Genomic DNA, 15411 nt, shown 5'->3' on the forward strand with positions numbered 1-15411 from the left:
TTATCGTCGTTTACGGTGCAGAAGCACGAAAATCACCAGCGCGACCAGCGCGAAGGTGAACCATTGGAATGCGTACGCACGGTGGCGCGCCGGCGGCATCACCGCAGGCGTCCAGTCGCGCGCATAAAGGCTGGCGGGGTCGGCATCGAGCAACAGCACGCGCGGATACAGCCCATGCCCCAGATCGGCACCGATCTCCTTCAGGTCGACATAGACCATCGTTTTCTGCGGGCCTTTCTGCTCCGGCAGGCGATCGCCGCCCAGACGCACGCCCACGCCCGGCGGCGGCACGTAGAGCCCGCGAAGCGTCGTCTCGCCCACCGGCAGCGGAGGCAGCCGCGGCGTGGCACCGCCTTCCTTGGGTAAAAAACCGAGATCGACCAGCAGATCGCGATCATGCCCCTTCGCCGCGAACGGCACATAGACGTGCATGCCCACCTGGCCACCATGCGACTGGTCGTCAAGCAGGTACTCGTGACCTTCGACATAGTGCCCGCGCAATTCAAGGCGCGGGTAGCGATCCGGCGGGGGCACCTCGGGAATCAGGCCGAAATCCTCCACGCCGGCCGACGCGGCCGCGGCATACCGCCGCAGCAGGTCTTCCTTCTCCGACGCGCGATCCAGCTGCCACATGCCCAGGCGCACGAACACCAGCACGCCCGCCACGGTGAGTGCGACAGCGAACCACGTCGGACGGCGCAGAAAGCTCATGCAATGAGCCTCGTGGCCGCCGCTATACTCGGATTGTCGCAATGGGGCGGAACGGTCACGTGGAAACCATCTATAAATACGCGCTGGTGATCCTGCTGCTGGTGGTTTTGTTCAACCTGGGGCAGGCGCTGTTCTTCATGATGACCGACAAGGGCCAGAGCAAACGCACCGTCTGGGCCCTCACCCGCCGTATCGGTCTTTCACTGCTGCTCATCGCCATGGTGGCGCTGGGCATCTTCATGGGCTGGCTGCACCCGCACGGAGTCGGTCAATTCTAGCGCGGCCCGGGGGCAGGCCAAGGAGCGGTGCGGCAATCGGTGCCGATGGGGGCATCCGGCGGCATTGCACCGCCCGATAGCCTGTAGGAGCGCGCCTCGCGCGACCCGGGCCGAAGGCACGGCTATCGCCGCGCCTGTCGCATGCAGGAGTCGCGCGCGAGGCGCGCTCCTACAGCAGCCTTAGCGCTGTTGCTGGACGTAACCCCGGCGGTACATGCAGTCGTCCACGATGGCATCGCGGGCGTCGCCGTTGAGGTCCTTATCCGAATAGACCGGATCGTGGTACGTGCCGCTCTTCTCCTTGCAGACCTGGGTGCCGTCGTCGCGCGTCTTGCACTTGGTCTCGCCCTTCTCGTAGTAGCCGTCGCTCGACATGTAGGACACGACATTCGGCGGAATGCGGTTGTAGCCATAGGCCTTGCAGCTGGCCAGGTCCGCATCGCGGGTCTGCGGGTCGGTGCCCGGGCGCACCCATTCGGTACAGCCGGCAAGGGAGAGCGAAGCCACCGCGACAGCGGCGAACAGAAGGGGTTTGAGCGACGCCATCATGGGACGCATTCCTGAAGACCAGTCCGTAGGAGCAACGGTGGCGACTCGCTGGCTTCGGGCCGGCACCGGGGGATGGTCGCAGTATCGTGCGAATCGCCTCACGCGGGATTGACGTTTCCCGGGGCTGTTCAGGATAGGGAAATGGATTTTTTAGCTGCGGGTCAGGTTGCGGGAGCGAGGTTGATCGCCAATGTGATCGGCTCTCGCACGTCGGAGAGGGCCTGTCGCACACCATGATTCGACACCCAGCTACCGAAGGGTGGGAACCGGCCGTGTCGGCGATGCCTGCGGAGCGATAGGCACACCTTCGTGAGCACCCATCGCGGATGCGATCCGCCCCCACCCCTTCGGTAGCACCGTTGCATTGTAGGAGCGTGCTTGCGCGCGACCGGATGAATCGAAACGATGAACATATTCGCGACAACCGGTCGCGCGCAGGCGCGCTCCTACAAGATCACCGTGAGATCGGTAGAGGCGGCGGGGGCGGCCCTTGGCGCGACTTGATGGAGGTGAGGGGAGTGGGCGGACAATGCCGCGAAGCGGGGCCGGCCAGGAAGGCCGGCCTTTTTCGCCGAGGCAGGAGCCGAGTCGAAAAACCCCGCACGCTCCCCGTGCCCGAAGGGGCGTAAGCCATAAGACACTGAGCCGCGCAGCGGCTCCTCCTTTCCCGAGGGACACCGCAGGCCGGAGCGACAAGGGCCGCCCCCGTCGCCTCTAAGCGACCACGCCACACGCGCCGAGCGCGAGGCCGGAAGGCGAGCCCTTCCTACGGAGCGAAACCCTTCAGCGCCTCAAAGCACGTAAACGAACAGGAACAGCGCCAGCCACACCACGTCCACGAAATGCCAGTACCACGCCACGGCCTCGAAGCCGAAGTGGTCGTCCTTCGTGAAATGCCCCTTGGCGCAGCGCACCCAGATGATCGCCAGCATGATCGTGCCCAGGGTCACGTGCATGCCGTGGAAGCCTGTGAGCATGAAGAAGGTGGCACCGTACACGCCGCTGCCCAGGGTGAGGTTGAAGTGCTCGTACGCCTCGGCGTACTCGTGCGCCTGGCAGAACAGGAACAGGCAGCCCAGCAGCACCGTGGCGCCCAGGCCGATCAGCAGCGCCTTGCGATGGCCCGCCTTGAGCGCATGGTGCGCGATGGTGATGGTGACGCCCGACGACAGCAGGATCAGCGTATTGAGCAGCGGCAGGCCCCAGGCCGCGATGGTCTGGAACGAACCGCCGATCTTGCCCGGACCGCCGCCGCCCGATGCACCCCAGGCTGCGTTGTAGTTTTCCCAGATGAACTGGTGGGTGAGCACGCCGTGGCCTTCGCCGCCCAGCCAGGGCACCGAGAAGATGCGGGCGTAGAACAGCGCGCCGAAGAAGGCACCGAAGAACATCACCTCGGAGAAGATGAACCACATCATGCCCATGCGGAACGAGCGGTCCACCTGGTCGTTGTAGCTGCCGCTCAGCGATTCGCGGATCACTGAGCGGAACCATCCGAAGAACATGCCCAGGATGGCCACCACGCCCACCCAGAATATCGTCTCGCCGAAGCCGGCATCGCCCGGCTGGGCATTGAGCCAGTGCGCCGCACCGAACACGGTGACGAACATCGAGACGGCCGCGACGATCGGCCAATAGCTCTTGCTCGGTACGAAGTAGACGTCGTGTTGCTGCTGACCCATGGTGTCTTCCCGTGGATGTTCTGTTCGTTGGCGGCCTAGATCTTCAGCATCTGCACGATCGACATCACGAAGATGCCCAGCGCGATGCCACCCGCGATCATGGCGGTGCGCTTCGCCTGGCGGCGGCGCGTGGCAAGTTCGTCGGTGGACATCGTCGTCATCGATCAGTGCTCCGTATTGCCGTGGGCCAGTTCGTCGTCATGGATGACCGGCGGCACGTCGAAGGTGTGGAACGGCGCCGGCGACGGCACGGTCCACTCCAGGCCCCGGGCGCCTTCCCAGGAACGGTCGGCGGCCTTCTTCTTCGAGAAGAACACGCAGTGGACCACCACGCCCAGGAAGATCAGCTGCGAGGCGCCGAACCAGAAGCCGCCGATGGAGCTGATCATGTTGAAGTTGGCAAACGCCACGTTGTAGTCCGGGATGCGGCGCGGCATGCCCGCCAGCCCAAGGAAGTGCTGCGGGAAGAACAGCACGTTGACCGAGATGACGCTCGACCAGAAGTGGATCTTGCCCCAGGTCTCGTTGTACATGTGGCCCGACCACTTCGGCAGCCAGTAATACGCGGCAGCCATGATCGAGAAGGCGGCGCCTGTCACCAGCACATAGTGGAAGTGGGCCACCACGAAGTACGTGTCGTGGTACTGGAAGTCGGCCGGGGCCAGCGCCAGCATGAGGCCCGAGAAACCACCGATGGTGAACAGGATCACGAAGGCGATCGAGAACAGCATCGGCGTCTCGAAGGTCATCGAGCCGCCCCACATCGTGGACACCCAGTTGAACACCTTCACGCCCGTCGGCACCGCAATGAGCATGGTGGCGTACATGAAGAAGATCTCGGCGCCCATCGGCAGGCCCACGGCGAACATGTGGTGGGCCCAGACGATGAACGACAGGAAGGCGATGGACGCGATGGCGAACACCATCGCGCGATAGCCGAAGATAGGCTTGCGGGCGAAGGTGGGGATGATCTCCGAGATGATCCCGAACGCCGGCAGGATCATGATGTACACCTCGGGATGCCCGAAGAACCAGAAGATGTGCTGGAACAGCACCGGGTCGCCGCCACCGGCGGCATTGAAGAAATTGGTGTGGAAATACTTGTCGGTGAGCAGCATCGTCACCGCACCGGCCAGCACCGGCATCACCGCGATCAGCAGGAAGGCCGTGATCAGCCAGCTCCACACGAACACCGGCATCTTCAGCAGGTCCATGCCCGGCGCGCGCATGTTGAGGATGGTGGCGATGATGTTGATCGCACCCATGATCGAGCTGATGCCCATCAGGTGGATCGCGAAGATCGTATAGGCGATCGACTCACCCTGCAGGGAAAGCGGCGGGTACATGGTCCAGCCGCCGGCCGGGCCGCCACCGGGCATGAACAGCGTGGACAGCAGCAGGATGAACGCGAACGGCATGATCCAGAACGACAGGTTGTTCATGCGCGGCAGCGCCATGTCCGGCGCGCCGACCATGAGCGGGATCATCCAGTTCGCCAGGCCCACGAACGAGGGCATGATGGCGCCGAAGATCATCACCAGCGCGTGCATCGTCGTCATTTCGTTGAAGAAATACGGCTGCACGAGCTGCATGCCCGGCTTGAACAGTTCCGCGCGGATCACCATCGCGAAGGCGCCGCCGATGAAGAACATCGTCAGCGAGAAGATCAGGTAAAGCGTGCCGATGTCCTTGTGGTTCGTGGACATCACCCATCGCTGGAAGAATCCGGAAGGGGCACCGTGGTGATCGTGGTGGTCGTGGGTGGCTTCATGCGCCATGGACTTACACCTCTACACTAATGCTGCGTGGATTCGGTTAACCCTGGGGAGCCGGGGCGGGAGCGGCCTGCGCGGTCTGCGCGGCCTTCTCGACGTTTGCCGCGTCCTCCTGGGACGCCAGCCACTGCTCGAATTCAGCCTGCGGCACTGCCTTGACCACGATCGGCATGAAGCCGTGGTCCTGGCCGCAGAGTTCGGCGCACTGGCCGCGATAGACGCCCGGTTCCTTGATCTTGGCCCATGCCGCGTTGGCGATGCCGGGGATGGCGTCCATCTTCCAGCCCAGCGCCGGCACCCACCACGAGTGGATGACGTCGCCGCCGACGATCACGAAGCGGATCTTGACCCCCACGGGCACGACGAGCGGTTTGTCGACGTCGAGCAGGTAGGTGGGGTAGCCGTCGACCTTGATCTTTTCAGGGTCGAGGTTGGAACGGAGCTGGCGGGTGCGGTCGGAGGTTTCTTCCAGCTTGGACATGAAGCCCACCCGGTTGACGCCCTTGCCCTTGTAGTCGACGTAGTCGTAGCGCCACTTCCACTGGTAGCCGGTGACCTTGACGGTCATTTCCGAGCCCGTGGTGTCGGCGAAGGTGGTGAGGCCACCGGTGGCCAGGTGCGCGAGAAAGATGAGGATGATGACGGGGATGACCGTCCAGACGATTTCAAGCTTCGTGCTGTGCGTCCACTTCTCGGCGACGGCGCCGCGCGATTTGCGGAAGCGGAACATGGCGATGAACATGGCGCCGAACACCACGATGCCGATGACCACGCAGACCCACAACGCCACCATGTGCATCGCATAGGGCGACCATTCGCTGACGCCCTTGGTCATGTTCAGCTGGTTGGGTTCCGGATTGGCCCATGCCGCCGTCCCTCCCAGCAAAGCCGCGGCTCCCGCAGCCCACGTCGAAACCGATCGTCCGATGCCGCCAGATGTCATGTTTGCACCTTTATTGAACCTACCTGCGCGTCTGGCCGGATGGCTTCGGACAGCAGCACCATGAGTTTCCTTGAGGCCTCGACCCGTTCCTCTTCCCCAAGGAACGCGCCGATTTCGAGCTGATTGCCGTGCGACGCAAGCAAAAGGTGCTGACGCCCGTTTCGTTGGACCAGCCTTACCCTGACCCAGTATGTCTGGAAGCGCGACATCCTGCGACCGGGCCATACCCGGATTTCCAGAACATCCCCGTCGATGGCGATACGTTCACCCCTGTCGCCGGCCCGCCAGGCCGCGCCAAGCGCGAAACCCACCGCGAAGACCTCGATCAGCGCGAACAGGGGAGCAAACACATTCCCCTGCCATGCACCGAACGCCGCCGTCGCCAGGGCGATCGCCGCCAGACCGAGGATGAGCCTCCACAGACCGCGCTTTCCCAGCGCACGGTTGGGCCTGAGCCACAACACGCGCGGCTGGCCCGCGGCGGTCGGTCGAAGCACGATCATGGAGATCCTGGCGTGCCTGGAACGCTCGGATGATAGGGCGCTCAACAGGATGCGGCAAGGTTGTCACGTGACGGATTGTCGCAGTCCATGACCTCCCGCATAGCAACACACAAGAAACCGCGCCCTACCCTACAATGACCGGTCTCCCAGTCCCCAAGCCACCCAAGTGAATCCGTCCATCCTCCGTCCCGAACTCCCGACCGGCGCCGAGCCGGCTCGCGCTCGCATCACAGCCGCCTGGCTGCGCGACGAAACCGAGGCCGTGAACGACCTGCTCGCGCAGGCCAGTCTGCCTCCGACCGAACGCGAGCACGTCATCGACGTGGCCGCCGGCCTGGTGACCCGCGTCCGCGCGCGCGCCAAGGACCAGAGCGCCGTCGAATCCTTCATGCGCCAGTACGACCTCTCCTCCGAGGAAGGCGTGTTGCTGATGTGCGTGGCCGAAGCCCTGCTGCGCATTCCCGACAAGGGCACGGCGGACAAGCTCATCCGCGACAAGCTCGGCGACGCCAACTGGAAGAAACACCTCGGCCAGAGCGAGTCCGTGTTCGTCAACGCCTCCACCTGGGGCCTGATGCTCACCGGCCACCTGGTGAACCTCGCCGAAGAAACCCGCAAGGACTTCACCTCCGGCCTTCGCCGCCTCGTCGGTCGCGCCGGCGAGCCGGTGGTGCGCCTCGCCGTGCGCCAGGCCATGCGGATCATGGGCCACCAGTTCGTGATGGGACGCACGATCAAGGAAGCCCTCGACCGCGCCGAGGAAAAAGAACACGCCGTTTATCGCTATTCGTACGACATGCTCGGCGAATCGGCGCTCACCCAGGCCACGGCCGAGCGCTACCAGCAGGATTACCGCGACGCGATCAACGCGCTGGGTGCCCGCGGTCCGTTCACCAGCAACCTCGAAGCGCCGTCGATCTCGGTGAAGCTCTCGGCGCTGCATCCGCGCTACGAAGTGCCCAACCGCGCCCGTGCCCGTACCGAACTGGGCGCCAAGCTGCTCGAACTCTCGCAGCTGGCTTTCAAGAACAACATCGCGCTCTCGGTGGACGCCGAGGAAGCCGATCGCCTGGAGCTGTCGCTCGACATCATCGGCGATGTCTTCGAGCATCCCTCGCTGGAAGGCTGGAACGGCCTGGGCATCGTCATCCAGGCCTACCAGAAGCGCGCGCCCTTCGTCATCGACTGGGTGACGGAAAAGGCCCGCGCCACCGGCCGACGCTGGTTCGTGCGCCTGGTGAAGGGCGCCTACTGGGATGCCGAGGTCAAGCGCGCGCAGGAAAACGGCCTGTCGGGCTACCCGGTGTACACGCGCAAGCCGAACACCGACGTCAGCTACCTGGCCTGCGCCCATCGCCTGTTCAACGCCGGCAGCGACCTGATCTACCCGCAGTTCGCCACGCACAACGCGCACACCATCGCCGCGATCCACCATATCGCCAAGGGTCGTCCGTACGAGCACCAGCGCCTGCACGGCATGGGTGCCGACCTCTACGCGGAAGTGATCGGCAAGGACAAGCTCAATGTCCCCTGCCGCGTCTACGCGCCGGTCGGCAGCCATGAAGACCTGCTGCCCTACCTCGTCCGCCGCCTGCTCGAGAACGGCGCCAACACCAGCTTTGTCAACCGCGTGGTCGACGAGTCGGTGCCGGTGCGCGAACTCGTGGCCGACCCGTGCGAGACGGTCCGCGCCTTCGCCTCCATTCCCCACCCCCGCATTCCCCTGCCGGTCAATCTCTACGGCGAACTCCGGAAGAACTCCATGGGCATGAACTTCGCAAACGACAACGAGCTCAACGAACTCGCCGACGCCGTCAACCGCCACACCGGTCCGTGGCAGGCCGCCCCGCTGGTCGCGGGCGCCGCGTCTTCGGGCACCAAGGTGGAAGTCACCGATCCGTCCGACCGTCGCCGCATCGTCGGCACGGTGGAAAACGCCGACCAGGCCCTGGTCGAGCGTGCGCTGTCCGCCGCCGTGGCCGCCCAGCACGGCTGGGACCGCCTGCCGGCCGCCAGCCGCGCCGCCATCCTCGAGCACGCCGCCGAGCAGCTTGAGCACCGCCGCGCCGAGTTCATCGCGCTGTGCGTGCGCGAGGCAGGCAAGAGCCTGCCCGACGCCATCGCGGAAATCCGCGAGGCCGCCGACTTCCTGCGTTACTACGCCACCATGGCCCGCCGCCTGTTCGGCCAGCCGGAACAGCTCCCCGGCCCCACCGGCGAGAGCAACCAGCTGTTCCTCAACGGCCGTGGCGTGTTCGTCTGCATCAGCCCGTGGAACTTCCCGCTGGCGATCTTCCTGGGTCAGGTCGCAGCTGCGCTGGCGGCCGGCAATGCCGTCATCGCCAAGCCCGCCGAGCAGACCTCGCTCATCGGCCACCTCGCGGTGAAGCTGCTGCACGACGCCGGCGTGCCGGCCGACGTGCTCCAGTACCTGCCGGGCGACGGCGCTACGGTCGGCGCCGCCCTCACCCGCGATCCGCGCGTATCGGGCGTGGCCTTCACCGGTTCCACCGACACCGCCTGGGCGATCAACCGCGCCCTTGCCGCCCGCAACGCCCCGATCGCCGCGCTCATCGCCGAAACCGGCGGCCAGAACGCCATGATCGCCGACTCCTCGGCCCTGCCCGAGCAGATCGTCAAGGACGTGGTGGCCTCCGCCTTCCAGTCGGCCGGCCAGCGCTGCTCTGCCGCGCGCATCCTGTTCGTGCAGGAAGACATCGCCGACAAGGTCATCTCGATGCTGGCCGGCGCCATGGCCGAGCTGAAGATCGGCGACCCGGGCCTGCTCTCCACCGATGTCGGTCCCGTCATCGACGAGGATGCCCGCAAGATCCTGGTTGACCACGCCGCCCGCATGGATCGCGAAGCGAAGAAGATCGCCGAAGTCGCGCTGCCGGAAGCCACCGCCAACGGCACCTTCTTCGCTCCGCGCGCCTACGAGATCCCGTCGCTCGACGTGCTCACCCGCGAAGTGTTCGGCCCCGTGCTGCACGTGATCCGCTGGAAGGCCGCCGACCTGGAGAAGGTCGTCGACCAGATCAACGCCACCGGCTACGGCCTCACGCTGGGCATCCACAGCCGCATCGACGACACCATCGAGTTCATCTCCAGCCGCGCGCGCGTGGGCAACTGCTACGTCAACCGCAACCAGATCGGTGCGGTGGTCGGCGTGCAGCCCTTCGGCGGCGAAGGCCTGTCCGGCACGGGCCCCAAGGCCGGTGGCCCGCACTACCTGCTGCGTTTCGCCGGCGAGCGTACGCTCACCGTGAACACCACGGCGGCCGGCGGCAACGCTTCGCTGCTGACCATCGGCGAGTAATCACTAAGCTGATTCGGCACTCGCCGCACCAAGGCCGCGTTCCGCAAGGAATGCGGCCTTTTTCATGGGCCTGTTGCAGACAGGCGACCGGCCATACATTGAAGACCCTCATGGTCAAAAGGAGTTCGCCATGTACACGATCGCCATAAGACATGCGATCCGGGACGGGATACGGCCGGATGCGGCAAGCAAGTGAGTTTCTCGGTACCCGCACCGGCCAAGAGTGCGCCCTGCCAAGGCCAGAACATCACGACGGGCACACAGTGGGCCGCGCATTTCAATGCACTGGGTGGAAGTGGCGACGTCAAGCGGCACGGCCAGTGCGGTTTCGACCTCGGCAGTGGTGCAACCGCCGCCTTCAACGCGACCATCGCTGCCATGGCATCGATCAGCTTCTGGCTGAACTCTCTCAGCAATGAGTTGCGCCTCGCCACATGGAGCAACGGTATTGGCGCGAAGCTACCGATCGAAGGTTTTTTCTATACATCGCTCTCGGGGCTGCCGATCGCGCAACGGGATCAGAAGGACCACTGGAACAGCACGGGCATAAAACTGCCCGTCATAAAGCTCACCTTACCGACGGGCAGTGCACCGGCACGCTTCGATTACGTGCAGGGTGATCAGGCCGTACCGCCGCCGGATACGGGCCCTCTCCCCGTACCCCAGCTGAAACCTGCCGTGGTGGAAGCCACCGGCAGCGGCGGAACCCTGCTCAAGCTCGATGATTTCCGCAACCTGGACAAGGTGACCGTCCGCCTGACCGGCATCGCCAAGCGCGATACCGAAGAAAAGCGGGCCAGCGGTGCATCACCCCTGGTGTTCGCCATACCCGCGGCATGGATAGCGGAAAACCAGGGTAGCCCGTTCTTCATCAATTACAGCGTTATTCCGAGAACAGGAGACCGGCGCGAATTTTCCCGGTACCTGCGACTGGGAACGAACCGCGCACATCCATGACAAGGAGCCTGCTCATGTCCGAGCCATCTTCCACAACACGCCGACGCAGACATGTCGCCATGGCCGGTGTACTGATCGCGATGCTTCTGGCAATCGCCCATACGGCGGTCGCCACGCCACCGTCCGCGGTCAAAGGTGGCCACATCCAGGAACTGAACTGCAATCCATACATACTGAGTGGCGAATGGATCCTGCGTACGGACGGCGATAATGCCGGGCAATGGAGCCTCAGCCTTACACCATCGTCCTGCGGGCGGCAGATCACCCGCACAGCTGAATTCGCCCACATGTTCGACGAGGTGGTTACCAAATTCGGAGATTCGCGCTACTTCACGAACCCGCGGGGAATGAAGGACCAGCTTCAGTGCCATCTCGACAACGCCAGCGGCAACAACACCTGGAACCTGGAGCCTCACCGGCCCGATGTCGGGCTGACCGCCACGAAGGCGGCCCAGTGCAACCCCAGCAAGGCGACGCTGTTCACACCTGCGGGCTGACTACCTGCCGGCCTATTGCAATTGCGCCCGGTTGGATGGACAGTGTTCCTCGCAAGACAACCTACGTCGGCCGGTACCCGACGCCCACCCACCCAGGGAGGAATGCGACATGACGTCGCTACCGGCCGTTCGACTTGTCACCAGCAACCCGCCATACCCATCCAATGTGTCCGCGCCGGGAAGAGCTAGGGCGCCGGCAAAACCGCCTAGAACTCCGGCAAAGCCCAGACGTGGTGCAGATGACGAAACTCGCCTGCGGTCCCTGTTGGCCGAAGGCCGTGGCGCGCTCGGCACATCTGCGGTCGACATCCATTTCAACTCACTCGACTGCCGGACGCTGGACAAGCAAGGCATCTATGTCATGGATGAATTCATCATCGACACTCGCGGCTCCGCGTTGCTTATCGAGCAGCTCGACAACGAGCGGGTGCTCACCGGGGTCGGCGGCCTTCACATCGATTGCCGCATCCTGTTCCGCCGGGCCTATGGAACAATGATCTGCCGGCTTGGCGTAGACCGGATCACCGCCGACACGCATATCGGACTCATCGAAAGCCGCAGCCTGAAGGAAGTGCAGTCCTTCAGCTTCTCGCGGCCACGGCACGTGGGACACGATGGCGGTGGATCGCTCTGGACGCACCTTGAATACCGGTCAAGTCCGTTGAACGAAATCCAGGGCATCACCTGGCGTGGCGGGTCGCTACGGCTTGCCAGTATCACCCTGACCCCATGAAAACGAAGGCCCGGCATCTTTTGCAAGATGCCGGGCCTTATTGCGTCACCGGGTTATGGCGGCTTACTTCAGGCCACGATCCTTCAGCATCGGCTCGATGCTAGGCTCCTTGCCGCGGAAGTCGTGGTAGAGCTTGCCCAGTTCTTCCGTATTGCCGCGCGAGAGGATCTTGTCGCGGAAGATCTGGCCGTTTTCACGGGTCAGGCCACCGTGCTCCTTGAACCACTCGAAGGCATCGGAATCGAGCATCTGCGTCCACAGGTAGGCGTAGTAACCGGCGGCGTAGCCGTTGCCCCAGATGTGCTGGAAGTAACTCGAACGGTAGCGCGGCGGTACCTGCGGCAGGGTGAAGCCTGCCTTCTTGAGGGCTTCGGCTTCGAACTTGTCCACGTCCTGCTTCGGCGCGTCGGCCGGCAGCATGTGCCACTGCATGTCGAGCAGCGCGGCCGAGATGAGTTCGCTCATCGCATAGCCCTGGTTGAAGCTCTTCGCCTTCTTGATCTTGGCGACGAGTTCATCCGGCATCGGTGCGCCGGTCTGGTAGTGCTTGGCGTAGTTGGCGAAGACCTTCGGATCCGAGGCCCACTGTTCGTTGAACTGCGACGGGAATTCCACGAAGTCGCGTGCCGTATTGGAACCGGACAGCGACACGTACTTCGTGTTGGCGAACATGCCGTGCAGCGCATGGCCAAACTCGTGGAACATGGTGGTGACGTCGTCGAACGACAGCAGCGCCGGCTGGCCCGGTGCCGGCTTGGTGAAGTTCGCCACGTTGTACACGACCGGCTTGGTACCGAGCAGCGTCGACGAAGTTGCTCATCCAGGCGCCGCCGTTCTTGTTGTCACGCTTGAAGTAATCGCAGTAGAACAGCGCCATGGAGGTGCCGTCCTTGTCGAACACTTCGAACACGCGGACGTCCGGCTGGTATACCGGGATGTCCTTGCGCTCCTTGAAGGTGATGCCGTAGAGCTGGTTGGCGGCGTAGAACACGCCGTTCTGCAGCACGTTGTCCAGCTCGAAGTACGGCTTGACCTGCGATTCGTCGAGGTCGTACTTGGCCTTGCGCACCTTCTCGGCGTAGTGGTCCCAGTCCCAGGCCTGTACCTGGAAACCGCCCTTGTCCTGGTCGATGGCGGCCTGGATGTCCTTGGATTCCGACTTGGCACGGGCGACGGCGGCCGGCACCAGGCGCTCCATGAACTTCTCGGCGGCCTCGGGCTTCTTGGCCATCTGGTCGTCGAGCTTCCATGCGGCGTAGTTCGGGAAGCCGAGCAGCTTGGCCTGTTCGGCACGGACTTGCGCGATGCGCGTGATGATCTCGCGCGTGTCGTTGGCGTCGCCGTGCTCGGCGCGCTCCCACGAAGCCTTGAACAGCTTCTCGCGGGTGTCGCGGTTGTTCATGCCCTGCAGGGCCGGCTGCTGCGTGGTGTTCTGCAGGGTAACGACGTACTTGCCGTCGAGCTTGCGATCCTTGGCGGCCTGCGCGGCGGCCTGGATATCGGCATCGGACAGGCCGTCGAGCGCTTTCACGTCGTCTACCGTCAGGGCGCCGGCCTTGGTGGCGGCGAGCAGCTGGTTGGTGAACCTGGTGCTGAGCGTGGAGGACTCCTTGTTGAGTTCCTTCAGCTTGGTCTTGTCGGCTTCGGAGAGCTTGGCACCGGCGTGCACGAAGTCGTCGTACTTCACTTCGAGCAGGCGGGCGGATTCCGGATCGAGGTTCAGCGAATCGCGCTTGTCGTACAGCGCCTTCACGCGCTGGAACAGCTTGTCGTTGAGGTAGATCGCGTCGCTATGCGCGGCGAGCTTCGGGGATTCCTCTTCCTCGACCTTCTGCAGCGTGTCGTTGGTGTTGGCGCCGGTAAGGCCGCTGAACACGCTCATGGCGCGGCGCAGCAGCGCACCGGACTTCTCCATCGCGACGATGGTGTTGTCGAAGGTGGGCTCTTCCGTCGAATTGGCGATGGCGTCGATTTCGGCCAGTTCCTGCTTCATGCCCTCTTCGATGGCGGGCTGGAAGTCGGTATCGACGATCTTGTCGAAAGGCGGCGCCTCGAACGGCAGCTCGCTCTTGGTCAGCAGCGGGTTCACGTGGGCGGCAGGTGCGGCGGCAGCGGTCGCGGCCGGGGCGGGAGCCGCCGTGCCGCTGGCGACCGGGGCCTGGGCCTTGTCGGCGTCGTTCGACGACGAGCAGGCCGTGGTGAGTGCGATCGAGGTGGCGATCACGAGCGTGCGTACCTTCATGGACGGAGGGTCCCCTGGCGGTTGGTCAAACCAGGGACTCTAGCGGCCGCGTCCGGTCGGGGACAACCACCGGAAGTAACCCTGTAGGAGCGCGCCTTGCGCGCGACCGCTACGAAGCCATGTATCGCGGGATTCGTAGCGGTCGCGCGCAAGGCGCGCTCCTACGGGGCCTTAGCGGGTGTCGCGTAGTTCCCAGCTGTTGCCGATCAAGAGGTTGAGGCGGTGCTTCACGATGCGCATCGGCAGGCTGGTGGTGAGTTTGACGTCGGTGCGGTCGTTCGACAGTTCGCCCGTGGCGCTCGCGCTGGCATCGGTCACGCCGAGGCTGTCGTCCACTTCATCCGGCTCCGGCTGCTTTGCGCGCCAGCGCTGGAACAGGTTGTCGCTGCGCATGGCGTCGGCGATGTCTGCCGCGAGCTTTTCCGGGCCGATGCCTTCGAAGGCCAGGTCCGGGTCCGGGCCCCTGGCCTTGCTCATGTCCTTGACGGAGAGAAAGTAGGTAGTCATGGCGAATTCTTTACGTCGGTGCTCGTGAAGGCGCTGTCAGGTCAGGGGACGGAGGTCGAGCAGGCGTGCGGCTTCGGCAGGCACGAGGCCATGTGGCAGCACGCCCAGCAGGGGCGCATCGAGGTGCTCACGCAAGGTGGCGATGTTCTCTTCGGCCAGCGGCATGTCCGGATCCACGCGATTGGCGATCCAGCCGGCCAGGCGGCAGCCATCGGCCTCGATGGCACGTGCGGTGAGACGTGCATGGCTGATGCAGCCCAGGCGCACGCCCACCACGAGCACCACGGGGAGGTTCCAGCGCCGGGGAATGTCCTCGGCGGACATGTCCTGCGCCAGCGGCACCAGCCAGCCGCCGACGCCTTCCACGATCACCCGCCCGTGGCTCTGTGTCAGCGACTCGAACGCGGCGTCCAGTGGCTCCCAGCGCAAGGCCACGCCTTCCTGCACGGCCGCCAGATGCGGCGCCACGGCAGCCTCCATCGCCAGCGGGTTTACCAGGTCATAGGCGGGACGCGGCTCGCTGGCCGCCTGCAAGGCCAGTGCATCCTCGTTGCGCAGTCCGTCCGGCGTGCGCTCCGAGCCGCTGGCGACCGGCTTCATGCCGGCCACGCGCTCACCCGCCAGGCGGAAGGCATGCACCAGCGCCTGGGCGCCATGGGTCTTGCCGATGCCGGTGTCGGTGCCGGCGACGAAGAGATGACGGGACATGGAACGG

Annotated in this window: 14 protein-coding genes and 1 pseudogene; 5 read left to right on the plus strand and 10 right to left on the minus strand. The window is 64.5% G+C overall.

Annotated elements, in window-relative coordinates; translation table 11 throughout:
* Positions 1–711 (minus strand): SURF1 family protein, encoded by a 711-nt coding sequence (locus HBF25_RS15920; protein ID WP_166950118.1) that lies wholly within the window; start codon positions 709–711, stop codon positions 1–3.
* A 41-nt stretch (positions 712–752) separates the two neighbouring features.
* Here HBF25_RS15920 and HBF25_RS15925 point away from each other — a divergent pair, with 41 nt between their 5' ends.
* Positions 753–989, plus strand: coding sequence for a twin transmembrane helix small protein (locus tag HBF25_RS15925; RefSeq protein WP_072322441.1), 237 nt, complete (start codon positions 753–755; stop codon positions 987–989).
* Between the two features lie 180 nt (positions 990–1169).
* Here HBF25_RS15925 and HBF25_RS15930 read toward each other — a convergent pair whose 3' ends face one another.
* The 6 genes from HBF25_RS15930 to HBF25_RS15950 all read right to left on the minus strand — a co-directional run bounded on the left by HBF25_RS15930 (position 1170) and on the right by HBF25_RS15950 (position 6441).
* On the minus strand, positions 1170–1538 hold the full coding sequence (locus tag HBF25_RS15930; protein WP_166950120.1) for a hypothetical protein: 369 nt from the start codon (positions 1536–1538) through the stop codon (positions 1170–1172).
* Positions 1539–2329: 791 nt separating this feature from the next.
* On the minus strand, positions 2330–3220 hold the full coding sequence (locus HBF25_RS15935) for a cytochrome c oxidase subunit 3 (RefSeq protein ID WP_166950122.1): 891 nt from the start codon (positions 3218–3220) through the stop codon (positions 2330–2332).
* Between the two features lie 35 nt (positions 3221–3255).
* Positions 3256–3381: a hypothetical protein gene (locus tag HBF25_RS22465; protein WP_279588217.1), complete on the minus strand. Its 126-nt coding sequence runs from the start codon at positions 3379–3381 to the stop codon at positions 3256–3258.
* A 3-nt stretch (positions 3382–3384) separates the two neighbouring features.
* Complete coding sequence (ctaD, locus tag HBF25_RS15940; protein ID WP_166950123.1) at positions 3385–4998, minus strand: cytochrome c oxidase subunit I; 1614 nt, start codon at positions 4996–4998, stop codon at positions 3385–3387.
* 37 nt (positions 4999–5035) lie between these two features.
* Positions 5036–5938, minus strand: a complete 903-nt coding sequence (gene coxB, locus HBF25_RS15945; RefSeq protein WP_166950125.1) for a cytochrome c oxidase subunit II — start codon at positions 5936–5938, stop codon at positions 5036–5038.
* Entirely contained in the window at positions 5935–6441 is a 507-nt protein-coding gene (locus HBF25_RS15950) for a DUF2244 domain-containing protein (RefSeq protein WP_208392629.1), read from the minus strand. The genes coxB and HBF25_RS15950 overlap by 4 nt, the downstream gene beginning before the upstream one ends.
* Positions 6442–6607: 166 nt before the next feature.
* Between HBF25_RS15950 and putA the strand changes: the two genes are divergently transcribed.
* The 4 genes from putA to HBF25_RS15970 all read left to right on the plus strand — a co-directional run bounded on the left by putA (position 6608) and on the right by HBF25_RS15970 (position 11947).
* Positions 6608–9760 carry a bifunctional proline dehydrogenase/L-glutamate gamma-semialdehyde dehydrogenase PutA gene (putA, locus tag HBF25_RS15955; RefSeq protein ID WP_166950127.1) on the plus strand — a complete coding sequence of 1051 codons (3153 nt, stop codon included), beginning with the start codon at positions 6608–6610 and terminating at the stop codon, positions 9758–9760.
* 192 nt (positions 9761–9952) lie between these two features.
* Positions 9953–10717 carry a hypothetical protein gene (locus HBF25_RS15960; protein ID WP_166950129.1) on the plus strand — a complete coding sequence of 255 codons (765 nt, stop codon included), beginning with the start codon at positions 9953–9955 and terminating at the stop codon, positions 10715–10717.
* Between the two features lie 14 nt (positions 10718–10731).
* Positions 10732–11214, plus strand: a complete 483-nt coding sequence (locus HBF25_RS15965) for a DUF2599 domain-containing protein (protein ID WP_166950131.1) — start codon at positions 10732–10734, stop codon at positions 11212–11214.
* Positions 11215–11479: 265 nt separating this feature from the next.
* A complete protein-coding gene (locus HBF25_RS15970) occupies positions 11480–11947 on the plus strand; it encodes a hypothetical protein (RefSeq protein WP_166950132.1) in 468 nt (155 codons plus the stop codon).
* A gap of 63 nt (positions 11948–12010) precedes the next feature.
* Here the strand turns inward: HBF25_RS15970 and dcp are convergent.
* From dcp to bioD, 3 genes and pseudogenes are all read right to left on the minus strand, one after another.
* Positions 12011–14189, minus strand: a pseudogene (gene dcp / locus HBF25_RS15975) (peptidyl-dipeptidase Dcp).
* A gap of 171 nt (positions 14190–14360) precedes the next feature.
* A complete protein-coding gene (locus HBF25_RS15980; protein ID WP_166950134.1) occupies positions 14361–14696 on the minus strand; it encodes a hypothetical protein in 336 nt (111 codons plus the stop codon).
* Between the two features lie 36 nt (positions 14697–14732).
* Positions 14733–15404 (minus strand): dethiobiotin synthase, encoded by a 672-nt coding sequence (gene bioD / locus HBF25_RS15985; RefSeq protein ID WP_166950136.1) that lies wholly within the window; start codon positions 15402–15404, stop codon positions 14733–14735.
* Positions 15405–15411: the final 7 nt, after the last annotated feature.

Source organism: Luteibacter anthropi (assembly GCF_011759365.1).
In the GTDB taxonomy this organism is placed as follows: domain Bacteria; phylum Pseudomonadota; class Gammaproteobacteria; order Xanthomonadales; family Rhodanobacteraceae; genus Luteibacter; species Luteibacter anthropi.